Origin of the sequence: Erwinia persicina, assembly GCF_019844095.1 — a bacterium.
GTDB lineage: Bacteria > Pseudomonadota > Gammaproteobacteria > Enterobacterales > Enterobacteriaceae > Erwinia > Erwinia persicina.
In genome coordinates this window covers 4145820-4167839 of record NZ_CP082141.1, presented here as the reverse complement: position 1 = coordinate 4167839, position 22020 = coordinate 4145820, and the positions used below count along the sequence as shown (strand labels likewise).

General features: G+C 54.5%; 17 protein-coding genes and 1 pseudogene. 15 read left to right on the top strand and 3 right to left on the bottom strand.

Translation table 11 applies throughout. From position 1 onward, the window contains the following. Positions 1-53: 53 nt before the first annotated feature. From K6L24_RS19310 to K6L24_RS19300, 3 genes are read right to left on the bottom strand one after another with little or no spacing between them, the layout of a single operon-like run. A complete protein-coding gene (locus K6L24_RS19310) occupies positions 54-884 on the bottom strand; it encodes a hypothetical protein (protein ID WP_222681755.1) in 831 nt (276 codons plus the stop codon). After that, positions 881-2533: a hypothetical protein gene (locus K6L24_RS19305; protein WP_118664865.1), complete on the bottom strand. Its 1653-nt coding sequence runs from the start codon at positions 2531-2533 to the stop codon at positions 881-883. Before K6L24_RS19305 ends, K6L24_RS19310 begins: the two co-directional genes overlap by 4 nt. A gap of 15 nt (positions 2534-2548) precedes the next feature. Continuing rightward, positions 2549-4048: an OmpA family protein gene (locus K6L24_RS19300; RefSeq protein WP_222681754.1), complete on the bottom strand. Its 1500-nt coding sequence runs from the start codon at positions 4046-4048 to the stop codon at positions 2549-2551. Between the two features lie 414 nt (positions 4049-4462). On the opposite strand from K6L24_RS19300, the gene K6L24_RS19295 reads away from it, so the two are divergent. The 15 genes and pseudogenes from K6L24_RS19295 to K6L24_RS19225 all read left to right on the top strand — a co-directional run bounded on the left by K6L24_RS19295 (position 4463) and on the right by K6L24_RS19225 (position 21988). Further along, positions 4463-5311 (top strand): hypothetical protein, encoded by an 849-nt coding sequence (locus tag K6L24_RS19295; protein WP_222681753.1) that lies wholly within the window; start codon positions 4463-4465, stop codon positions 5309-5311. A gap of 490 nt (positions 5312-5801) precedes the next feature. Beyond that, positions 5802-6299, top strand: a complete 498-nt coding sequence (gene tssB, locus K6L24_RS19290; protein ID WP_222681752.1) for a type VI secretion system contractile sheath small subunit — start codon at positions 5802-5804, stop codon at positions 6297-6299. Positions 6300-6338: 39 nt separating this feature from the next. Next, positions 6339-7886, top strand: coding sequence for a type VI secretion system contractile sheath large subunit (gene tssC / locus K6L24_RS19285; RefSeq protein WP_062747985.1), 1548 nt, complete (start codon positions 6339-6341; stop codon positions 7884-7886). Between the two features lie 15 nt (positions 7887-7901). Next, on the top strand, positions 7902-9239 hold the full coding sequence (gene tssK / locus K6L24_RS19280) for a type VI secretion system baseplate subunit TssK (RefSeq protein WP_222681751.1): 1338 nt from the start codon (positions 7902-7904) through the stop codon (positions 9237-9239). Further along, positions 9236-9889, top strand: coding sequence for a type VI secretion system protein TssL, short form (gene tssL, locus K6L24_RS19275; protein ID WP_062747981.1), 654 nt, complete (start codon positions 9236-9238; stop codon positions 9887-9889). The genes tssK and tssL overlap by 4 nt, the downstream gene beginning before the upstream one ends. A gap of 3 nt (positions 9890-9892) precedes the next feature. Then, positions 9893-11620: an OmpA family protein gene (locus tag K6L24_RS19270; protein ID WP_222681750.1), complete on the top strand. Its 1728-nt coding sequence runs from the start codon at positions 9893-9895 to the stop codon at positions 11618-11620. A 3-nt stretch (positions 11621-11623) separates the two neighbouring features. Beyond that, positions 11624-12115: a type VI secretion system effector Hcp gene (hcp, locus tag K6L24_RS19265; protein ID WP_062747979.1), complete on the top strand. Its 492-nt coding sequence runs from the start codon at positions 11624-11626 to the stop codon at positions 12113-12115. A gap of 303 nt (positions 12116-12418) precedes the next feature. Then, positions 12419-15058 carry a type VI secretion system ATPase TssH gene (gene tssH, locus K6L24_RS19260; protein WP_222681749.1) on the top strand — a complete coding sequence of 880 codons (2640 nt, stop codon included), beginning with the start codon at positions 12419-12421 and terminating at the stop codon, positions 15056-15058. Then, the gene (locus K6L24_RS19255) at positions 15051-15605 is read left to right on the top strand and encodes a type IV secretion protein Rhs (RefSeq protein ID WP_222681748.1); all 555 of its coding nucleotides are present in this window, start codon (positions 15051-15053) and stop codon (positions 15603-15605) included. The genes tssH and K6L24_RS19255 overlap by 8 nt, the downstream gene beginning before the upstream one ends. Beyond that, positions 15599-16066, top strand: coding sequence for a putative T6SS immunity periplasmic lipoprotein (locus K6L24_RS19250; protein WP_062747973.1), 468 nt, complete (start codon positions 15599-15601; stop codon positions 16064-16066). Before K6L24_RS19255 ends, K6L24_RS19250 begins: the two co-directional genes overlap by 7 nt. A gap of 366 nt (positions 16067-16432) precedes the next feature. Further along, positions 16433-16717 (top strand): annotated as a pseudogene (locus K6L24_RS19245) (type VI secretion system tip protein VgrG); the annotation flags it as partial. A gap of 156 nt (positions 16718-16873) precedes the next feature. Beyond that, the gene (locus K6L24_RS19240) at positions 16874-17338 is read left to right on the top strand and encodes a putative T6SS immunity periplasmic lipoprotein (RefSeq protein WP_062749649.1); all 465 of its coding nucleotides are present in this window, start codon (positions 16874-16876) and stop codon (positions 17336-17338) included. 354 nt (positions 17339-17692) lie between these two features. Beyond that, positions 17693-18346 carry a putative T6SS immunity periplasmic lipoprotein gene (locus K6L24_RS22425; protein WP_342393961.1) on the top strand — a complete coding sequence of 218 codons (654 nt, stop codon included), beginning with the start codon at positions 17693-17695 and terminating at the stop codon, positions 18344-18346. A gap of 346 nt (positions 18347-18692) precedes the next feature. Then, complete coding sequence (locus K6L24_RS19230; RefSeq protein WP_245006695.1) at positions 18693-21560, top strand: type VI secretion system Vgr family protein; 2868 nt, start codon at positions 18693-18695, stop codon at positions 21558-21560. Beyond that, a complete protein-coding gene (locus K6L24_RS19225; RefSeq protein WP_222681747.1) occupies positions 21557-21988 on the top strand; it encodes a hypothetical protein in 432 nt (143 codons plus the stop codon). Before K6L24_RS19230 ends, K6L24_RS19225 begins: the two co-directional genes overlap by 4 nt. Positions 21989-22020 lie beyond the last annotated feature (32 nt).

Genomic DNA, 22020 nt, shown 5'->3' with positions numbered 1-22020 from the left:
CGCTGACCGTGAGGCCAGCGCGTTAAGGGCAAAGAGCGTGCCGGGCAGAGCGTTTACTGCAGATCGACCGTCAGTTCCGGCGCACCAAAGCCGATCACCGTGGCGTGGGACGCCGCAAAATAGTCGCGCCAGAACGCTTCCAGCTGCTGCATGATTTTTCCGGAACGGTAGTTATTTTTCGCCTCGCTGTCGATCAGCCCGGCCCCCGCAATGTAGATCCTGCTGTCGGCAAAATCGGCCAGCAGATGCTGTTTGCTGACGCGCTGCATCTCTTTTTCCGGTGCCAGCAGGCGGATCTGATTATTGCTGTAGAAGCTGCCGAAATCGCTGTTTTCCAGCATATCCGACACCAGCAGAATGGTTTTTGCCTGCGCCGGCTCTGCCTTCAGATCGTCACTGATTCGCTTCAGGCTGTCCATGATCTCGCTTTTAGCAATATTGTCGCCCTGCTCTGCAAAGGCAGCGGCCAGCTTTTTGCCAATCGTCTGCTCAAAATACTGTTTCTGCTGCGACAGGCAGCCATCCAGAGATTTCAGGCTGTCCATGCCGAGGCTGTTGCGCGCTTTCTGATCGGTGAACGGGCCTTCCAGCTTGCCGTCAAAGGTGCGCTTCATGTAGTTGTCCTGCAGCAGAGCAGAGAACTGATACAGGATGATGTGGTCGCCAGGCTGGGCGAAGCGCAGCACCTGCTGCCAGATCGACTTTTTCAGTTCGGTCGGCACTTTCACTGTCTGGTCGACAATAATCACCAGCTCGCGCCCGCTGGCAGGCGGGCGTTCGGCGTCGAGCCTGGCGTAGCTGTAGCAGCTGGGAATATCGTTACGTTCGGCAGCGTACAGCGTCGTGCTCATGCCCAGCAGGATCAGCGCGATAAGGGCTTTCATGCCGTTCCTCCCTGACGTGCCTTATTCAGCAGGGCCTGCACCTGCTGGCGCTTTTGCAGCGCGGGCAGGGCTAATCCCTGATCGTCGGCAATCAGCTGCAGTTCATCGGCGCTGAACGAGGTGAGATCGCCCAGAGCATGAATGCGCTGCTTCTCCTCCGCGTCATCTGCCACGGAGGCCGTCGGAGCCGGAGCCGTCACCGGCGCGGCAGCCGGTGCGATGGCGGCGGCTGCGACAGGCTCCGGGATGACCGCCGGGGCGGCTGCGGGCGGCTGCGGCGCAGGCACGGCCTGAGTCACGGCCACTGGCGGTGCTGCGGGGGTGGGTTGAGGCGCGGCATACTCCTGCATCTGGATCTGCTGTTCGGCATCCAGCCGCGCTTTGTCACGCACTTTGCCGCTGGCATAGTCCTGGAAGGTGGGCAGGGTATTCAGGGCTTCGCTCTGGCTGTTGGTGCGCTTCATCATCAGGCGATTTTGCAGCGAGGTCAGTTTCTCCTGGGCGTCGCGCTCTACGCGTTCGCGGCGCATCGCATGCCAGGTGGCAAACTCTTCTGAGCCGCTGAAGTTACCGATATATTTTGAGGCCGCTTTAGACTCAATGCCGGCAAAGGAGCGGAACAGGCCCACCAGAATACCGATGAGCTGAACGCCAACGAAAATCACCGACAGAATAATAAAGGTCAGCTTGGAGGCAAACACGCGGTTATCGCTGATCTCATGCGCAGCCTGACGGTCGGCACGGGCATTGTCTTCTACGGCCGCAGCAGGCAGGTCAAATGGCGACCCGGAGGCCGCTGCCGTCTGCTGGCTGAAAGGTGAGCCGTTCACGGCCTGCGTATCGATAGAGTCAATGGTGGCGGCACGAACAAAGTAAGCACCGACCGCAAAGAACAGGATCAGCGCCAGTGCAATGCCGGTAGCCCAGTACTGCGGCTTCACCTGGGCGTTGTGGGTCACGCGGTTCAGCATCTGGAGATAGTTCGGGTCGTTATCGTCCAGCCGCGTGGTTTCCAGCGAGATCTGCGTGTTTTTGCTCAGGCCTTTGGCCGTCCCGCCATGGCGCGCTTCGGCATACCAGTAGCGGATCTTTTTCAGCAGAGTGTTTTTATGCAGTTCTGATCCCATCAGGTGGGTTGCCGGCACCAGCACCACGCCGATCAGTACCGAAATCACGATGGCAGAAAACTCCGCCTGGTTGGCAGAAATATTGTTCGCGATAAACGGTGACAGTACTAAGGCAAAAATAAAGGCTTCCAGCAGGACGAGGGCCACGCTGACGCACCACAGAATAATGCCGGTCGGCTTACGACCGCGCTCGTCGACTTTATTCAGGTAGTTGACGCAGCGCAGATAGAAGTCAGCATCCAGATTGGAGGTTTTGTAATACTGCCAGTACTTGGCGCAGATCGCCTCTTCTGCCGGATACCAGGCCAGGCCCCCCGTGCCACGGCGACGCGGCTCATGGCTGCGCGACAGGCGGGTAATATAACCAAACAGCGGCAGGCTGCTCATCAGGTTCAGGAAGAAATAGCTCACCTGATCCCACCAGCGGATGAAAATGATGATCAGTACCATCAGCCCCACCAGCGGCCAAAAAATATAACGATATAAAGAGATCGCTTCGGCAATACTTTGCAGAAATTCCATTAACTGTTCCTGAATTTAAAGGCCAACGGGGGCGTAAGACGCCTGGTATGGGCTGTGGTGATTGCTGTAAAAGAGTTGTCCCTGCTGCGCTTTCTTCGTCTCTTTCGGTATCAGCAGATCGATACAGGAGAGCGCTTGCTGTTGCTCATTTTGCAGATAAACGCGATACAGGATGCTGTCTTCCCCTTCCCACGCGTTGGCGACGGCGGCAAGCGGCGCATCGGCTTTGCGGTTATGCCGGGTCTGATAATCGCGGGTGATATACACCTTCGGATTTTCCGTGACCGTGGCGTTATCACTCAGCACCCGTACCGGAGAGAGGGTCACCAGGTGGCCGTTAACCAGCCCGGCCCATGCGCGGCCATTCATGCCCGGCAGGTATTTTTTCGTTTCGCTGGTTTCGACTGTGCGACCGCTGGCCAGGTTTTTCGCCTGACCACCGATACGGGCGTTATCGCTGTAACAGCTTTTCATCACGCCGCCTGCATGGGCTTCGGAAATCAGGCTAAAGCCACTGCTGCGGGGTTTCAGGCTGGCGGCCAGTGAGGCGGTGCTGCTGCTGACCGGCTGGCCACCAAAGTCCACGATCGCCGCCGGGCCGGAGGTGCCGGGCCGTGAGGCGGTGGTCGCAGGTGCTGTCGCTCTGACACTCCCGGTGTCGGTGGCCGCCGGTGGCGTGCGGGGGGCGCTGCTGACGGCGGGGGTGGTTTTCGCCGGTCTGCTGCGGGCAGGTGCGCGCGTACTGGCCGGTTTGGCGCTTTCGCTGGTGGTGCCGTAGCGCAGATAGGCGAGGTTGCTGCCTTCCTGCTCCAGACGCTGTTTTAACAGGGCTTCACTGGCCAGGGCGGCAATCTCTACGCGTCGGTTGGCAGCGCGACCCTCGCTGGTATCATTGTCTGCGACCGGACGTGAAGAGCCTGCGCCCTGGAAAAAGAGATTTTTACCGCTCAGGCCTGCCTGTTCCAGCACCCGGCCGACGTTCTGCGCCCGCTGTTCAGACAGGCGCTGGTTAAGCTGCGGATTACCGGTAGCATCGGTATGGCCTACCACCAGGATCACCCCTCCCTGATCGCCCTCTTTCATTGCGGCCGCCAGTTTTTTGACCTGACGCAGACCATCAGAGGAGAGCTGTGCGCTGTTGGTATCGAACATGCCTTTGTCCTGCACCTGTGCCACCAGGCCGACGGCCTGTTTGCTGCTTTTCGCCTGCGCTTCCAGCGTACGGGTCTGGATAGCGATATGCTCTTCCGCAGCAATTTTGGCCAGTGCTTTTTCACGGTTCTGCCAGATATTCCCGGCTGCACAGCCTGCTACTCCGCCAATTAATCCACCCGCGAGGGCTTTTTTGGCATCGCCGGTGAGCAGATAGGTTAACCCGCTCCCCAGCGCCGCGCCGCCAACGCAGCCAATCGCGGTACCGTAGTCCTGACCGGCCTGATGCATCGTGGCACAGCTGGAGGTCAGCGTTACCACGGCCGCCACCAGGCTGATTTTCCTTAATGGATACTGTCTCATTTCACCCCGTTCTCCTGCCTGAGAATAAAAACTGTCCGCTTTTTCATTATGAAAGAACGTCTTTAATAAAAAGTGGATCTGATTTTCTTGGTGTCAGTGCTGATAATTCAGAAATTTGTCTTAAGTTAGCCTGTTATCCGACCTGTGCCTTTATGCAAACGAACAGCTGCCCGGATAAACGGAATTATCAGGAGAATGGCATAGGTATCGGGTAGTTAACGAAAACAGTAAAAATCCTTCATGCCCGGACGATATTATTGTAAGAGGGTGATGAAGGCGGCAAATAGTAGAACATTTAAACTCAGGCGGTCAATAAGTCGGGCGGGTAAACCGGTGATCGTCGTTATTAACGCCGGCCTGACTTCGGGTGTTATATTTCGCCTCTCTTTTTCATTTATTCAGGTTCAGGGAACGATGACCCCTTGTTACGCATGTCTTATTGTCTGTTCACTGCTCTTCGCCGGCACAAGCTACGCGGATGTTTCAGTTCACTCGCCGATGGGGGGAACCCTGACATTTTCTCAGAAAACAGCGGGGGAACATTACGCCACCGCGATGTGGGGTAAAATGGTGTTCTCGAACCGTCACGGTCAGGCTGACCTTACGCAGCCTGACCGTGTCTATGAGAGCACGTCGCCGGTGTCTCCCTCCGGGCGCTATCTGGTGGTCAACAGCCTTTCTGGCGGTGAACTGGTGCAGGAAGATGGCTCGGTAACTTATACCGACCGGGCCTATTGCAGCGTGGTGGATATGCGCAACGGCTGTATCACCAGTGACTGGTCGGGTGAAGCCTGCGGTTACACATGGACCGGGAAGAACGATATTCTGGCCGGCTCCGCCAGGCCTGATGCCGAAACCTTCGACTTCCTGTCCCAGCGGCCTACACTGAAAGCGGCAGCATCGGATTTCGCCCTGCTGGAAGCCAGTCGCGTCAGTAACCTTCTGCGCTGTGATGCCCCGGCGAAAGAGAATATCAATGACTATCAGCGGCTGGCTGACACGAATCACGCAGCGGCAGGGATCATTAACCGTTATTTGCTGCGGTATGTAACCCGTACTGAGACTACTGCAACGGTGAAATCGCGATCGGTTCTGTTCACGGAGGCTAAGGAGAACAGTAAGACCCGAGGCTATCTGGTGAAAGGCGACCGCATCAGGATCATCCAGCGTTCATCCCAAGGCCAATGGGTGAATATTGGCTATGTGAATGCCAAAGGCTCACCGCTGATTGCCTGGGTAAAAGCAGAAACGCTCGATATTTAACGCGCCGTTCTGCTGAATATTACCTGTTATTTCCAGTTATTCCTGCCGTCCACTTTTGTCGCGTATACGCACTCTTTTTCCCTGTTTTTCTCAGTCACAGTCAGCACTGCAGGGGATGAGAGGCGTCTTTTTCACTGTTTTATCCCCTCCTTCACATCTGCGTGGCTGCCCAGACTCATTTAATGAGTGATTCCCATAATTATTTTTCATTACCGCTTATTGTTAGACGTTACTTTAACGACATTGTACTGACCTTCTGCCCTCCTTATCGCCTGAAAACCGCTTCTGTTTATCAAAATGCCTCCCTGAGGTTAAACCATTTCATTCATAGACTTAACTCAAATTTCAAGAAAATTCCTATATAAATCATGGTCGAGCATATGATCTAAACGCTTGCTCCCTGTAAAAAGATTACTTTATAGTCATCTCTACCCACACAAGGAAGGTGTGTTTATGTCGCTTTCCTTGCCCATTTTTTACAGGAGTAAATATGAGCAACTCTTATCAGAATGAGATTCCAAAAGCGCGTGTCAATATCCGGCTGGATCTGCATACCGGCGGCGCGCAGAAAAAAATGGAACTGCCGCTAAAGCTGCTGGTCACCGGTGATTTCAGTAACGGTCAGGAGCAGCGTGCGCTGTCCGAGCGTGAGAAAGTCAACGTCAATAAAAACAACTTCGACAGCGTGCTGGCGGAGTTCTCTCCGGTACTCAATATCTCCGTTGAAAACACGCTGGCCGGCGACGGCAGCGAAGAGAACGTCAGGCTGACCTTCCGCGACATGAAAGACTTCACTCCGGAGCAGGTCGCCCGCCAGATCCCCCAGCTCAAAGCCATGCTGGCAATGCGCAACCTGCTGCGCGACCTCAAGGCCAACCTGCTGGATAACGTCACCTTCCGCAAGGAACTGGAAACCATACTGAAAAACCCGGCACTGAGTGACGAACTGCGTAGCGAATTATCTGCCCTCGCGCCTCAAAAGGCGTAACCCCCGGCGATGACCCGATTAATGGATTAATACGAGAGAATGCTGATGTCTGTGCAAAATGAAACCTCCTCCACCGGTGGTCACACCGTCCTGGATCGCCCTGCTGTGGGCGGCGTTTACGCCTCCCTGTTTGAAAAAATTAACCTCAGCCCGGTCACGCACCTCAGCGACCTGGATATCTGGCAGGACAGCCAGGCGATGTCCGATGCCAGCGTCGACGAGCGTGTCACTGCCGCAATGAAAGTGCTGGTTGAGTGCCTGAACCAGTCAGGCTCCGGCATCGACAGGCTGGACAAAACCCTGCTGGACCACCATATCGCGCTACTGGATGGGCAGATCAGCCGCCAGCTCGACGCCGTGATGCACCATGACGCGTTTCAGCAGGTGGAATCCCTGTGGCGCGGCCTGAAGTCGCTGGTGGACAAAACTGACTTCCGGCAGAACGTGAAAATCGAAGTGCTGGACCTGTCCAAGGACGATCTGCGCCAGGACTTTGAAGACTCGCCGGAAATCATTCAGAGCGGCCTGTATGCGCACACCTACATCGCTGAGTACGATACCCCGGGCGGCGAGCCGATTGGCGCACTGATCTCCTCTTACGAGTTCGACGCCTCGGCGCAGGACGTGGCGCTGCTGCGCAACATCTCCAAAGTCGCTGCTTCCGCGCATATGCCGTTTATCGGCTCCGCCGGCCCGCAGTTCTTCCTGAAAGACAACATGGAAGACGTGGCGGCGATTAAAGATATCGGCAACTACTTTGACCGCGCCGAATACATCAAATGGAAGTCATTCCGTGACACTGACGACTCACGCTATATCGGGCTGGTGATGCCGCGCGTGCTCGGGCGCCTGCCGTACGGCCCGGATACCGTGCCGGTGCGCAGCTTCAACTACGTGGAAGAAGTGAAAGGCCCGGAGCACGATAAGTACCTGTGGACCAATGCCTCGTTTGCCTTCGCCGCTAATATGGTGAAAAGCTTTATCAACAACGGCTGGTGCGTGCAGATCCGTGGCCCGCAGGCCGGGGGAGCGGTAACCGATCTGCCGATCCACCTTTATGACCTTGGCACCGGCAATCAGGTGAAGATCCCAAGTGAAGTGATGATTCCGGAAACCCGCGAGTTTGAGTTCGCCAACCTCGGCTTTATCCCGCTGTCGTACTACAAAAACCGCGACTACTCGTGCTTCTTTTCCGCCAACTCAACGCAGAAACCGGCGCTGTACGACACCGCAGACGCGACCGCCAACAGCCGCATCAACTCACGCCTGCCGTACATCTTCCTGCTGTCGCGCATTGCGCACTACCTGAAGCTGATCCAGCGCGAAAACATCGGCACCACCAAGGATCGCCGCCTGCTGGAGCTGGAGCTGAATACCTGGGTGCGCGGCCTGGTCACGGAAATGACCGATCCGGGTGACGAGCTGCAGGCTTCCCATCCGCTGCGCGATGCCAGAGTAATTGTCGAAGATATCGAAGATAACCCGGGCTTCTTCCGCGTCAGGCTGTTCGCTATCCCACACTTCCAGGTGGAAGGCATGGACGTCAATCTGTCTCTGGTTTCCCAGATGCCGAAAGCGAAAGCGTAAGGCAGGTTAACAGGGATGAAAATCTATCGTCCGTTATGGACTGACGGGGCCATGCTGGCCCCACAACAGTTCCAGCAGCAGGCCCGCTGGGAGGCGCACGTCGCCGACATGGTCGCCCGGATGGGTATTTCTCATCCCTGGGGCGTGGTTGCGGCAGAATTTGACGATGCCGCACTGGCGCTCTCGCGTCTGAACGCCACCCGTCTGGTGGTGCGCTTTCAGGACGGAACCCTTGTTGATACCGACCTGGCGGACAGGCTCCCTCCGGTCTGTGATTTATCTGTTGCAGCGGGCAGTGAGCCTGTTGACGTGGTTGTCGCACTGCCGCTGCTGAGCGCCAGTGGTGGCAACCTCAATAACGGGCAGGACAGTGAGCGCCCGCGTCGCTGGAAAGCGGAGCGTGTGGTGGTGCAGGAACTGGCCGGGCATGAACGCGGGGAACTCGCGATTCTGCGTCATGCGCTGACCCTGCGTCTGTCCAGCCAGGAAAACACAGCATACCTGACCTGTCCGGTGGCCCGTCTGGTACGTAATGCCCAGGGGCAGTGGAGCCGGGACCCGGCTTTCATCCCGCCGATGCTTTCTGTTGCTGCCAGCCCGTGGCTTGCCACCGAACTGGGTGACCTGCTGGTTCGTCTGCAGGCCCGCCGCCGTCGCCTGATGGCCATGCGTCGTGAGAGCAATGAGCGGATGGCAGATTTTGCAGTTGCGGATGTCTCCCTGTTCTGGCTGCTCAATGCCCTGAACAGCGCCGGGCCGGTGCTGACGGAGCTGCTGCAGACACCGGAGCGTCACCCGGAACTGCTGTATCGCGAACTGACCCGTCTGGCCGGCAGCCTGCTGACTTTCTCTCTGGAACACGACGCCGGGGATATTCCTGCTTATCAGCATGATGCACCGGAGCGGGTATTCCCGCCGTTGCTGGCACTGCTCGATAAGCTGCTGGAAGCGAGCCTGCCGTCACGGGTGGTGAGTATTCACCTGGAGCATCAGGATCAGATCTGGAAAGGTGCCCTGCACGATGCGCGCCTGCGCGAAGGGGCGGATTTCTACCTTTCCGTACGCTCCTCCATGTCGAACCATGAACTTCAGACAAAATTCCCGCAGCTGTGTAAAGCGGGCAGCTTTGATGATGTTTCGGATGTGGTGAATGTGGCCCTGAGCGGGATAGTTATCAAGCCGCTGACCCATGTGCCGGCCGCTATCCCGTTACGCCTTGAGAACCAGTATTTCTCGCTGGATCTGAGTAGTGAGGCGGCGCGGGCGATGCTGGAAGCGGGAAGCTGCACCTTCTATACCCCGCGATCACTGGGGGATGTGGATCTTGAACTCTTTGCGGTGCTGCGCACATGAATACATCAGAAATGAGTCAAATTGAGCGTATTTTCTACCCCGGCTGGCTGATGGTCAGCCAGCTACGGGGCGGACAGGAGGTCCGTGACGGGGAGGGGCTCTACCGTCGGGCCTGTCGTCTGGTGCTGGAGGCGAAAGCCGCGCTGAAGGAGGCCGGCTACAGCGATATCAGCCGTGATCACATGGTCTATGCGCTGTGTGCCCTGCTTGATGAGAGCGTGCTGAACCGCGGATCCAGCGATGACGGTTACCTGACCTGGCGGCGTGACCCGCTTCAGGCGCACTTTTTTGGCACTCTGAATGCAGGCGAAGAGGTGTGGGAACGTATTCGCAACCTGCTGAAAGAAACGGCACCAGACATCGCGGTACTGACCTGCATGTACCGCACTTTGCAACTGGGCTTTGTTGGCCAATACCGGGCTGAAGACGATGAACGACGTGAAGATGTGGTGCGGGCGTTGGGTGAGCGGGTGCCGGCCTTTACGCTGGCGCAGGATGCCCCCATTGTTGCCCGGGCATCACGCCTGCGCAGCGGCCGTCGCGGGTACTGGCTGAGCTGGGTTGTGGCCGCTGTCGCCCTTGTCGCACTCTGGTTCTTCCTTTCGTCTTCGCTTACCGAACGGGTAAGCCAGATCGTCAGGCCGGGGTAAGCGATGCAGGTTGCGTACCGAAGTCTGTTAACTGCTCTGGGTGGCCTGCTGGCGCTGTGGCTCGTTCTGGAATTCTGGCCACTGTCCACGGGTAGCCGCGTGGCACTCAGCCTGCTGGTTTTTCTGGTGTCCGGGGTGATGATCTGGCGTCAGCTTCGGGCTTCTCAGGCGCGGGCCACCGCTGTCCGTGAGATTGCGGATGAAAACCTGCCGCCGGAAGATTTTCAGGGGGCGGTTATCCTCGTCTGTGGCGACAACACCCCGCTGTTTGTGTCCGGTTCCCGTCACCGGGAAACCCGGCAGGGCTGGTATCTGTGTGTGAAGGATGCGGAACAGCTGCCTCTCTTTGCACAGCACCTGAGCCTGGTGCGCCCGGCCCTGGTGTCGCAAATCTCCGTCATGCTGGCGGTGGTACCTGAACAGCACACCTCCATTGATGATTTTACCCAGTCCCTGCGGGGCTGGCAGCGGGCTGTCGCCCAGTGCCGTGCGGCATTGGGCACTCTCCCCCCGCTGTGGACCGTCACCTGGGTATCGCCCCCTGTAGCCTGCGCGGAGGCAGAGCCCGTCTGGTTTACCACGGTAAGCCAGCGAAGCGGTATTCAGGTGTATCAGCCCGGTCAGGGCAATGTGTCACTGACGGAATGGACCCGGGAGACCGGCTCAGACGGGCGTCTTTCGCGTCTGAGCCAGGGCCTGTGGCTGGACAGTCTGCTTGCCTGGCAGAGCAGCGCGGTGAATGACCTGCTGTCGCTACGGCAGGGCGAGCTACCGGTGATGAAGCCCTGTGTGCAGGGTATGTGCATGGTGCCGGTGAGCGGCATCGCGGGCAATCTCTGGCAACAGCACATCACTTCCGTGACGGCGCTGCCACCGGATGCCGTTGTCACCACAGAACCACTGCCGCTGCCTGAACTGCTGCTGCCAGCATTACCGCGGCGGCGAGGCGTGAGCCGCAGAATGGTGTTCTGGCGTTACGCCGCATTTCTGGGCGGGATTTTCCTGGCACTCGCCATGCTGGCGTCCTGGATGAACAACCAGCGCCTCATCCGTAATGTTGGCGATCACCTTGCACTGTATCACCAGATGACCGGTAAGCCTGTGGCACCGAAACTGCGTGCGCAGCAGCGCCTCAGGGCCGATGGCGCATTGCTGGACGACTGGCAGCGTCGCGGGGAGCCACTGCGTTATCGCCTGGGTCTGTATCAGGGGCTGCGCTTGGTGCCGTCCGTTGAGGCCGCCGTCAGTGACTGGGCACCGCCGCCGCCACCGCCACCACCGGTCATTAAGAAAATCATTCAGGATGCGAAAATCCTTCGTCTCGACAGCATGTCGCTGTTTGACTCGGGCAGGTTCGACCTCAAGCCCGGTTCCACCAAACTACTGGTGAACTCGCTGGCAGGCATCAAAGCCAAACCGGGCTGGCTGATTGTCGTGTCCGGCCATACCGATAACACCGGCAGTGCATTGCTTAACCAGACGCTGTCCCAGAGACGTGCGGAAGCCGTGCGTGACTGGATGCGCGACACCGGCGATATCGCGGAAAGCTGCTTTGCGGTACAGGGTTACGGCGCCACGCGCCCGATCGCAACTAATGATACCCCGGAAGGTCGTGCGTTGAACCGCCGGGTCGAAATCAGTCTGGTGCCGCAGGCAGACGCCTGCCTGGCATCAGTATCCCAGACGTCATCACAGGATGATGACACAACAGTAAGTTCTGATAAGGAGTAACACATGGCAATTCCAGTCTATCTGTGGCTGAAAGACGACGGCGGTGCGGACATCAAAGGTTCCGTGGACGTGAAAGACCGTGAAGGCAGCATCGAAGTGGTGGCACAGGAACATAACCTGTACATCCCGACCGATAACAACACCGGCAAGCTGACCGGTACCCGTATCCACACCCCGTTCCTGTTCACCAAGGAAATCGACTCCTCCAGCCCGTACCTGTACAAGGCGGTGACCACCGGTCAGACCCTCAAGTCTGCCGAATTCAGGTGGTACAAAATCAACGATGCGGGCCAGGAAGTGGAGTACTTCAACACCAAACTGGAGAACGTCAAGCTGGTGAAAGTCGCGCCGAAAATGCACGACATCAAAGACCCGGGCTACGAGAAGCATAACCACCTCGAAACCATCGAGCTGCGTTACGAAAAAATCACCTGGACCTACAAAGACGGCAACATCATTCATTCCGATAGCTGGAACGAACGCGCCACCGCGTGATTACGCGTCATATTTCGCGCCACAGGTGCGTTGGCTGCGTTCGCTCGCTCCGGTCACATAGTTATCTCTGTTCCCGGAGACTTACGAACTTGCCGCCTTCCTGCGACACGAACTCTTTAGCGTAATCCTCGTTTTTAAGCGGAGGGGGATGACCTTTCCGCTGTTTTGCTGAACGTCTGCAGCTCGCGGGCGTTCAGCAAAGAAACCCACAAACTGCCAGCCCGACCGTATGCGCTCTGGTCCCCTTCACGGGAAACAGCGATGGGCGGTAGCGTGTCCAGGAACCGACAAAGAGAGAAATTCATGGAAAATCCAGCCATCCTGCTGCGACGTCTGAACCCTTACTGTGCCCGTGCGATGGAAGGCGCGGCTTCGCTCTGCCAGACCCGTGCCCACGCGGAAATTTTGCCGGAGCACTGGCTGCTGAAGCTGCTTGAACAGGGGGAAGGTGACCTGACGGTGCTTGCGCGCCGCTACGAGTGGGATATGGATGCCATCTGGCAGGATTTACTGGGCTGGCTGGATAATCAGCCGCGCTCAGTACGCAATCGCCCGCAGCTATCTGCTGATACCCAGAAACTGCTGCAGGAAGCCTGGATGCTGGCCTCGCTTGCCGGAGAGCCGAGTATCCGCAGCGTTCATCTGCTGATGGCACTGACGGAAAATCAGCGGCTTGCTCACTGTGACGGACTGTGGCCGTTGCTGACGCTCGGGATGAGTCAGCTTTCCCGCCTGCGCCCGCTGCTGGATGCACAGTCTGATGAACGCCCGGAGCTACAGTTTGAGGCCGAACTGGCCCAGGGGCATGGCGGTGAGGTGGAGTTTGTGGGGCGTCCTGTGGGTGCAGAGCTGAAAGAGGGCGAACTGAACCCGGCGCTGCAGAACGCGCTGGATAAATTCACCCTCGATGTCACTGCTAAAGCGAAAGAGGGCAAGATTGACCCGGTGTTTGGCCGTGACACGGAAATCCGCCAGATGGTGGATATCCTCTCAAGACGCCGCAAGAACAACCCGATCCTGGTCGGTGAACCGGGCGTCGGCAAAACCGCACTGGTGGAAGGCCTGGCATTGCGGATTGCTGAAGGCAACGTGCCTGAATCGCTGAAAACCGTCATCCTGCGCACCCTTGACCTCGGCCTGTTGCAGGCAGGGGCAGGCGTGAAAGGTGAATTTGAACAGCGTCTGAAAAACGTCATCGATGCGGTGCAGCAGTCGCCTGTGCCGGTTCTGCTGTTTATCGACGAAGCCCACACCATTATCGGTGCGGGCAATCAGGCGGGGGGGGCGGATGCCGCAAACCTGCTGAAACCGGCCCTGGCACGCGGCGAGCTGCGCACCATCGCCGCCACCACCTGGAGCGAGTACAAGCAGTACTTCGAGAAGGATGCCGCGCTGGAGCGCCGCTTCCAGATGGTAAAAGTGGACGAACCGGACGACGAAACCGCCTGCCTGATGCTCAGAGGCCTGAAATCCTGCTATGCCGAACACCATAACGTGCACATCACCGATGACGCCGTGCGTGCGGCCGTTACGCTTTCCCGCCGCTACCTGACCGGTCGCCAGCTGCCGGATAAGGCCGTTGACCTGCTCGACACCGCCGCCGCCCGCGTACGTATGAGTCTCGATACCGTGCCTGAACAAATTGTGCGCCTGAAAGCACAGCTGACCGCGCTGGAACTGGAAGAGCAGGCGCTGCTGGAAGATATCGCCGCCGGCAACAACCGTCATGGTGACCGCCTGGGGGTGATTGAGCAGCAGCGGGCTGATCTGGACGCGCGTATCGGGGAGCAGGAAGCACGTTTTAGCACTGAAAAGGCGCTGGCGCAGCAGCTGATGGCAAGCCGCCAGGACATCAGCCTGCAGGCAGACATTTCCGTCCTGCAGCAGCAGCTCGAACAGGCACAGCAGGGCGACGTGCTGGTTCAGGTGGATGTGGACACCCGCACGGTTGCCAACGTGATTGCCGACTGGACCGGGGTGCCACTTTCCTCATTAATGAAGGACGAGCAGACCGAACTGCTGACACTGGAAGCGGAAATCGGCCAGCGCGTAGTGGGCCAGCAGGCGTCGCTTAACGCCATCGCGCAGCGGCTGCGCGCCGCTAAAACCGGGCTGACCAGCGAGAACGGGCCGCAGGGCGTGTTCCTGCTGGTCGGTCCGAGTGGCGTCGGTAAAACCGAAACCGCGCTGGCGCTGGCGGATGTGCTGTACGGCGGTGAAAAATCGCTGATCACCATCAACCTGTCCGAGTACCAGGAGCCGCATACCGTGTCGCAGCTGAAAGGCTCGCCGCCGGGCTATGTCGGCTACGGCCAGGGCGGTATCCTGACCGAAGCGGTGCGCAAGCGTCCGTACAGCGTGGTGCTACTGGATGAAGTGGAAAAGGCGCACCGCGACGTTATGAACCTGTTCTATCAGGTCTTCGACCGCGGCTTTATGCGCGACGGCGAAGGGCGTGAAATCGACTTCCGCAACACCGTGATCCTGATGACCTCCAACCTCGGCAGCGACCCCCTGATGCAGCTGCTGGACGAACAACCAGAATCCACCGAAGCAGACCTGCACGAACTGCTGCGCCCGATATTGCGTGACCACTTCCAGCCCGCGCTGCTGGCGCGCTTCCAGACCGTGATTTACCGTCCGCTGAGTGAGCCTGCCATGCGCACCATCGTGCAAATGAAGCTCGCACAGGTCAGCAAGCGCCTCAACCGTCACTACGGTCTGACTACGCAGATCGGGGAGAGCCTGTATGACGCGCTGACTGCCGCCTGCCTGCTGCCGGATACCGGCGCGCGCAACGTCGACAGCCTGCTCAACCAGCAAATCCTGCCGGTGCTGAGTCAGCAGCTGCTGACCCATATGGCCGCCAGACAGAAACCACAGTCGCTACGCCTTAGCTGGAGTGAGGAAGAGGGGATTGGGCTGGAGTTTAAACATGACTGAAGAAACTCAGGATCAGTTCAGAATTAAAGAAGGTGGTGCCAGGCTACTTACGACGGGTGAGATACAGCTGGCACAATCTGTTTTTTTATCCACTATTGATTATTCGAAAGTATGGATCCACAGAGAGAGTTATCTTCCTTTCAATTTACAGGATAAGAATACGGCGATGACGCCGAACGGGGAGATCTATTTTCGTGATCTATATTTCGATGATTTCTCACAGACAACCGACAGTTTTCAGCATCTGTTCATCCATGAAATGAGTCATGTCTGGCAGCGTGAAAAAGGAATGAATGTGATCTTCAGAGGGCTGGTGAGCTGGATGGTGAGTTACCGTTATACCCTTGATGGTCGTCTCTTAAGCGAATATCCGATGGAGCAGCAGGCGCAGATTATTGCAGATAATTTTGTTTTACAGACATTTGGGTATGAAATCTGGAGTCACCTTGAAAATAAAAGATATCCCGATATTACGCTCGATGGGGATACTTCTGAGTCGGTGATACGTGAGGGATATAAAAATGCTTTGAGGGGTTTTCCATGGTGAGAAGTAACTATTTTATTAAGCTTAACTCTTTGTTGTTAGCGTTTTTTTGTCTTCCAATCCTGACGGGATGCCCTGGACCAGGTGACAGATTTCGTTTTGATGAAACTGCACAGGTGAGTAAAAAGGGTGATAATGTTTGCGTGAATATTGATAATGCACAAGATTATCAGCCAGTAGATATGGGTATCAATCTGCGAGGGACGCCTTCAAAGGAGAAAGATTTTAATTTTTCTCCCGGCCTTAAGGTTATTGAAGGTGAATTATGTATTCCTCCATCTTATTTTCATTTTGAAAATGGTAGCAAGTATATTGTTGAGTTTGTACTTCATCCAACCCTTGATAATAAAGAAGCGAGAAGCTTTGTCGTTGGTGTCGGTATTAATAATAATCAAGTGTATAATTTCCCTTTGACAGATCGCGAATTCGCAAGGCCTTATGGCTCAATTCAGGTGTCAGAATAGCAAGTGTAATAAGTGTCCGTGTTTAGAGCTTTTCTTGTAAATATATGATTTATTCTTCTATTCCTGCGTCGGGGTGGTTAGCCGAGTGAGAGTTTTTACCTTCTTTCTGTTCATTGTCGTTGGGGGCCTATTTCTTCCTGATGCTCTTATTTACATGTTTGTTAAGCATTTTATTCCCGTCAGAGGTGATGGGGAATACGGCATAGACAATTTTGAAATAACCGCGTCGCTGATTAAAACCCTCGCCAGTGCTCTCGGGGCTGGAATTGTAATCACTCTTTTTCGTACTCGCTAAGTACTTAAACCTGTTACTTGCCCGTCGGCAAGAGAGTCATGGACAGCAGGTTATCCCATGGAGTCAATATCATGAGTCTGACAGATACGTTTAAGAACACCCTGTCTGCGCTAGCTGAAGGCGGGCTGAACCGCTACCGTCTGGATATTCCGTCCTGTACAGCCTCAGTGGACGTGGAAGAATTCAGCGGACAGGAGTTCATGAGTGAGCTTTACCACTACACCATTCTTTTTACCAGCAGCGACCAGAATATCAGCGCAGCGCAACTGCTGACCAGGCCTGCCACGCTGACCATGGGAACCGGGCCACTGATGGGGCTGACCGGGCAGAAAGTGGTGCATGGCGTGGTAACGCATTTAGCAAGCACAAATCATTGCAGATAATTTTTCTTTGCAAAGTGAAGGGTATTATGGCTGGTTAAAGCTGAGGATTGACCACAGTATAACTTTGGATGGTGATATTTCTGAAGCTGTCATTAAACAAGGATATAAAAACGCGTTAAGAGGATTTCCATGGTGATACCGATAATTTTTCGGGTTATGCGTGCAGGCCTGCTTGCTGTTATATGTTTGCAGACCTTAACAGGATGTCCGGGGCCTGGCGACAGACTGAAGCCAGATGAAGAGGGGCATATCATTGTTAATGATGGGAGTGTTTGCTTCTCTGTCAATGGTGGCGATGACTATGTATTAAAGTACATATCTATTAATCCCAGGGGAACAAAACCAAAAGATGAAAAAATAATATTCAGCCCACAGTTACGGATAAATAATGAATTTCTTTGTATTCCACCATCATTTTATAAGTTTAATAAAGATGGCCAGTATTTCATTCAAGCCAGCTTTGCCTCTTTCAGGCATGCAGACCGTCCTCGACGTATTGTTTCAGCGCTGGAGGTGAGTAAAGGTGTGGTTCATAGCATACGACCCAACGATATGGAGATCCTGAGGCCGTATGATGAAATGATTAAGAATTGATGAATAGCAGTCTCGGAGGTAAGTAATGTTCTTTATTATGCTAGTTATTGCCGCCGTACTGTTTTTTTGGATAGCTTTTGCTATCTGGGATATGACTTTATTGACTCCGGTCATCGACGGGAGAGTCTGGGTGACAAATTCAGACTGGCCCAATTGGTTAAGAGAGTAACCTTCAATATGGCAGTTATCTGCCTTTTGGATTACAGGGCGAGAATGTGGCAATGACGCCGAATGGTGAGCTCTATTTTCGTAATCAGTACCATGATGACTTTTCGCGGGTAGGATCAGTCGACCGATCATATGCAGCATCTATTCATCCATGAAATGAGTCATGCCTGGCAACGGGAAAGAGGGATGAATGTTATTGGACGGGGCCTGGTGAGCTGGATGGTGAGCTATCGTTACACACTCGATGGCCGTCTGTTAAGTGAATACCCGATGGAGCAGCAGGCGCAGATTATTGCAGATAATTTTGTCCTCCAGAAATTTCGATATGATGCATGGAATTATCTTGAAATAAAAAAATATCCGATTGTTACGCTAGATGGTGATACATCGGAATCGATAATAAGAGAACAATATCGAAATGCATTGCGGGGGGGGGCCATGGTGAGGACACTATCTAAAACGCTTTTACTCAGTGTGTGCCTAATGATACTTACAGGGTGTCCTGGCCCAGGTGACAGAATGGTACCGGACGAAACCTCGTTAGCCAGTTCGAAGGGAGGGGAGGTATGTATTAAGATCAAGGATGCGAAGGATTATCAACCTGTTGCTATTGCCATCAATTTACGCGGAACATCCTCGAAAGAAAAAAAATATAACTTCTCTCCTGATCTCATTGTTTCAGATGGAGAGCTCTGTATTCCGTCTTCCTTCTATGGCTTTGTAAGTGGCAATAAATATATCGTCGAGTTTTATTGCGCTCGACCAGAAGTCATAATGAATCAAGAAGTTTTGTTGTCGGTGTGGGGGTTAATAATAATCAAGTATATAGTTTCCCTTTGACCGACCGGGAACTTGCAAGGCCCTATGGTTCAATTAAAGTCTCTGAATAGTGTTCCGGCATAAAAACAATGAAGATTTTTATTTTTATTAGTTTAGTCATAATGAGTGTGCTGTTTTTTCCGGATGCATTTTTTACACGTCTGTTAAGCGCTTTATACCATTAGTGGCGACGGCGAATACGGCATGAATAATTTTGAAATGACCGTATAACTGATTAAAGCCCTCATTGCACTGTCGGGGCTGGAATTGTAATCACTCTTTTTCTTACTCACTAAGTACTTAAACCTGTTACTTGCCCGCCGGCAAGAAAGTCATGGACAGCAGGTTATCCCATGGAGTCAATATCATGAGTCTGACAGATACGCTTAATAACACCCTGTCTGCGCTAACGGAAGGCGGACTGAATCGCTACCGTCTGGATATTCCGTCCTGTACAGCCTCACTGGATGTGGAAGAATTCAGCGGACAGGAGTTCATGAGTGAGCTTTACCACTACACCATTCTTTTTACCAGCAGCGACCAGAATATCAGCGCAGCGCAGCTGCTGACCAGGCCTGCCACGCTGACCATGGGAACCGGGCCACTGATGGGGCTGACCGGGCAGAAAGTGGTTCATGGCGTGGTAACGCATTTTAAGCGTATCAGCGGTTCACGTGACCAGGCGACGTACCAGATTATTATTGAGCCGTTCCTGTCTCTGCTGCGCAGGCAATTCCGTACCCACCGCTTTTTCGTCAACAAGTCGGTACCGGAAGTGGTCACCGAAGTCTTGCAGGAGCACGGCCTGAAAGGCTGGGAGTTTGAGTTCACCCTCAAAGCCGACTATCCGAAGCGTGAACAGATTAACCAGTACAAGGAAGACGACCTCGCCTTCATTGAGCGTCTGCTGGCCGAAGTGGGGATTGTCTACTTCTTCACCCTGCAGCCCGACACGCAGACTGAGGTGGTGCACTTCGCTGACAAACAGAGTGCCTGGACGTTCGGTAAATCTCTGCCACTCAGCAGCCCGTCGGGAATGAGTGATAATGCAGCGGACTCGGTATGGGGCGTTAACGTCCGACACAACGTGGTGGAGCGCACGGTCATCGCCAGTGATTACAATCACCGTGAAGCCCAGAATGTCCTGACTTCTGTACCGGCTGACATGACCCGTGGTGACGGTGACGGTGTGACCTACGGTGAAGTCTATCACTATCTGCCGCGTCATCTTGAGCGGGGTGACAAAATTACACCGTCAGCAGAAACCGGTAACTTCTGGGCGCGCCTGGAGCACGAACGTTTTCTGTCCGGACAGACGACTGTCAGCGGCTGCAGCAATGATGCCCTGCTTTCACCGGCCCAGGTGCTGACCATCCGTGAACTGGCGGTACCGCCAACGCTACCATCAGAAACGGACAACGGCATCATCATTACCCGCACGGGCTATATCGCCAGCCGTAAGAATGCTCTGTCAGTGACGTGGGAAGGGATGCCTTACTACGAGAACCGATGCTGGCGTCCTGCTGCTAAAAGGCGTCCGGTGGTCAGCGGCACCCTGACGGCGCGTGTGACCAGCGCCAAGGATAACGACATCTATGCCTGGCAGGATGCCTCAGGTATGTACCGGGTAAAATTCGATGCCGACCGCGACGACAAGCGTCAGGGCATGGAAAGTATGCCGGTGCGCTTCGCCAAACCTTACGGTGGTGACAAGTACGGCTTCCACTTCCCGCTGATACAGGGCACTGAAGTCGCCATTGCCTTCCATGAGGGCGACCCGGACCGGCCGTACATCGCCCACGCGCTGCATGATTCCCGCCACGTTGACCACGTCACTGAGGCCAACAGCACGCGCAATGTTATCCGCACAGCTGGCCTGAACAAGCTGCGGATGGAAGACAAGCGCGGCGAAGAGCATATCAAGCTCAGTACGGAGTATGGCGGTAAGACCCAACTTAATTTAGGGCACAACGTCAATGCTTCCAGGGTTCTTCGTGGTGAGGGGGCGGAGCTGCGCACTAACGACTGGGTCAGCGTTCGTGGTGGTAAGGGGATTCTACTCACTGCAGATGCTCAGCCTGACGTCGGCAGTAAAATGCTTGAAATGGACAGGGCTGTAGAACAACTGGAGCAGGCACTCACGCTGGCAAGAAGCCTCCAGGCTGCTGCGAAAGGGGCACAGGCAACGGTATCTGACATCGACAGCCAGAAGACGCTAAACAGCTCACTGAAATATCTGAAAATGCCAGGAATGCTGGCCAGTGCACCCGCTGGTATAGGCATTCTCAGCCCTGAGGCTGTCCGGCTTGCTTCTGGTGGTGCAAGTATTGGTCTCATGTCAGGTAAAAACACGGATATCAGCACCGGGCAATCATTCACTGTAGCGGCAAGCGAGGCTGTAAGTTTGTTTGCACAGGCTGCAGGGATCAAAATGTATGCCGGGGCTGGGAAGGTTGATATTCAGGCACAAGCTGATGCCATGAATGTCTCAGCATTACAGGACATCACTGTCGCCAGTGGTCAGGGGAGCGTGAAGGTGAATGCCAGCAAGGAACTGATTTTAAGTTGCGGTGGTGCTTATATAAAACTTAGCGGTGGGAATATTGAACTGGGATGTCCGGGGAATATTTTGCTGAAAGCGGCCAATGTTAATCAGACAGGACCTGCCAGTTTAGACACACCCCCGGTGACTTTTCCTAAGGGGTATGGCGGAACGTTTACTGTTACCGATCCTGAGTCAGGGGATATCAAACCATTCACCAGTTATAGAGTAACCTCTCCAGATGGCGAGGTGCTTGAAGGTATATCGGACTCGTCAGGGAAGACTGCACCGTTTTACTCATCAACTCCAGGTAAAATGGAAATTGAGTTCCCACGTGAGCAAAAGGATGAAGGGCCTGGGCATTGGGTTACTGTTGATCATGATTATCACGGGTTGAAGAATACCGCAGTTATGGCAATCAACCGCTTAACTTCTATGGGAGATGAGGGGCGTGTTTTTGGCTCTGAAGGGAAGGACTATATGAATACGAAAAGAGATAAAATTCAGGAATGGCAGCCTTTGCCATCTGATGCTACAGAAGAGACAGAGCAGCAATCAGCAGTACATCGTTACGGAGAACAGAGAAAAGTAACGCAAACTTTTCTGGAAGGTGACGATGCCTGGGCTGTTACAGGTCAGTCATGGTACTGGCAACCAACGACCGCTGATGATGTCTATGAGGGAATTAAATGAAATTAAGATTAAAACAGAACCACGTATTTTATTTTTGGGCGGTGTTTGATCTCATTTATATCGCCAGGTTTATCTGGCTGAATATCTCTCAGGGACGAATTCCTTTAATTGATGATGTGTTGTCTTTTAGCAGTATTTATCCGCAGCAAGGGGCTTATTCGCTAGTCTTTTTTTTATTTTCATTATTGCTTAATATATCAATTGTTTTTTCTGCTGTAATGTTCTTAAAAAAATGGAAGTATGTGAGCTGGATAGTTTATTTTCAAACACCATTCAGGCTGTTCTTCATGCTCCCTTCTGTTTCGATATTGCCATGGATGTTTAAAACTATGTCAGTCAAAATTGGAGCGATATCTCTTGCCGCTGTATTCTTATCAGAAATAATTAAGGTTGGAACGTTTTATCTTTCAAGAGAAAAGAGCTCGTAAATTTTTGCTAAATCTGAATAAAAAGGGATGTT

Bases quoted from the DNA above. Each gene is read 5' to 3' on its own strand.
- K6L24_RS19230 (WP_245006695.1), top strand. From the start codon at position 18,693: ATGAGTCTGACAGATACGCTTAATAACACCCTGTCTGCGCTAACGGAA.
- hcp (WP_062747979.1), top strand. From the start codon at position 11,624: ATGGCAATTCCAGTCTATCTGTGGCTGAAAGACGACGGCGGTGCGGAC.
- K6L24_RS19225 (WP_222681747.1), top strand. From the start codon at position 21,557: ATGAAATTAAGATTAAAACAGAACCACGTATTTTATTTTTGGGCGGTG.
- tssC (WP_062747985.1), top strand. From the start codon at position 6,339: ATGCTGATGTCTGTGCAAAATGAAACCTCCTCCACCGGTGGTCACACC.
- K6L24_RS19240 (WP_062749649.1), top strand. From the start codon at position 16,874: ATGGTGATACCGATAATTTTTCGGGTTATGCGTGCAGGCCTGCTTGCT.
- K6L24_RS19250 (WP_062747973.1), top strand. From the start codon at position 15,599: ATGGTGAGAAGTAACTATTTTATTAAGCTTAACTCTTTGTTGTTAGCG.
- tssH (WP_222681749.1), top strand. From the start codon at position 12,419: ATGGAAAATCCAGCCATCCTGCTGCGACGTCTGAACCCTTACTGTGCC.
- K6L24_RS19310 (WP_222681755.1), bottom strand. From the start codon at position 884: ATGAAAGCCCTTATCGCGCTGATCCTGCTGGGCATGAGCACGACGCTG.
- tssB (WP_222681752.1), top strand. From the start codon at position 5,802: ATGAGCAACTCTTATCAGAATGAGATTCCAAAAGCGCGTGTCAATATC.
- K6L24_RS19300 (WP_222681754.1), bottom strand. From the start codon at position 4,048: ATGAGACAGTATCCATTAAGGAAAATCAGCCTGGTGGCGGCCGTGGTA.
- K6L24_RS19295 (WP_222681753.1), top strand. From the start codon at position 4,463: ATGACCCCTTGTTACGCATGTCTTATTGTCTGTTCACTGCTCTTCGCC.
- K6L24_RS19305 (WP_118664865.1), bottom strand. From the start codon at position 2,533: ATGGAATTTCTGCAAAGTATTGCCGAAGCGATCTCTTTATATCGTTAT.
- tssL (WP_062747981.1), top strand. From the start codon at position 9,236: ATGAATACATCAGAAATGAGTCAAATTGAGCGTATTTTCTACCCCGGC.
- K6L24_RS22425 (WP_342393961.1), top strand. From the start codon at position 17,693: ATGAATGTTATTGGACGGGGCCTGGTGAGCTGGATGGTGAGCTATCGT.
- K6L24_RS19255 (WP_222681748.1), top strand. From the start codon at position 15,051: ATGACTGAAGAAACTCAGGATCAGTTCAGAATTAAAGAAGGTGGTGCC.
- K6L24_RS19270 (WP_222681750.1), top strand. From the start codon at position 9,893: ATGCAGGTTGCGTACCGAAGTCTGTTAACTGCTCTGGGTGGCCTGCTG.
- tssK (WP_222681751.1), top strand. From the start codon at position 7,902: ATGAAAATCTATCGTCCGTTATGGACTGACGGGGCCATGCTGGCCCCA.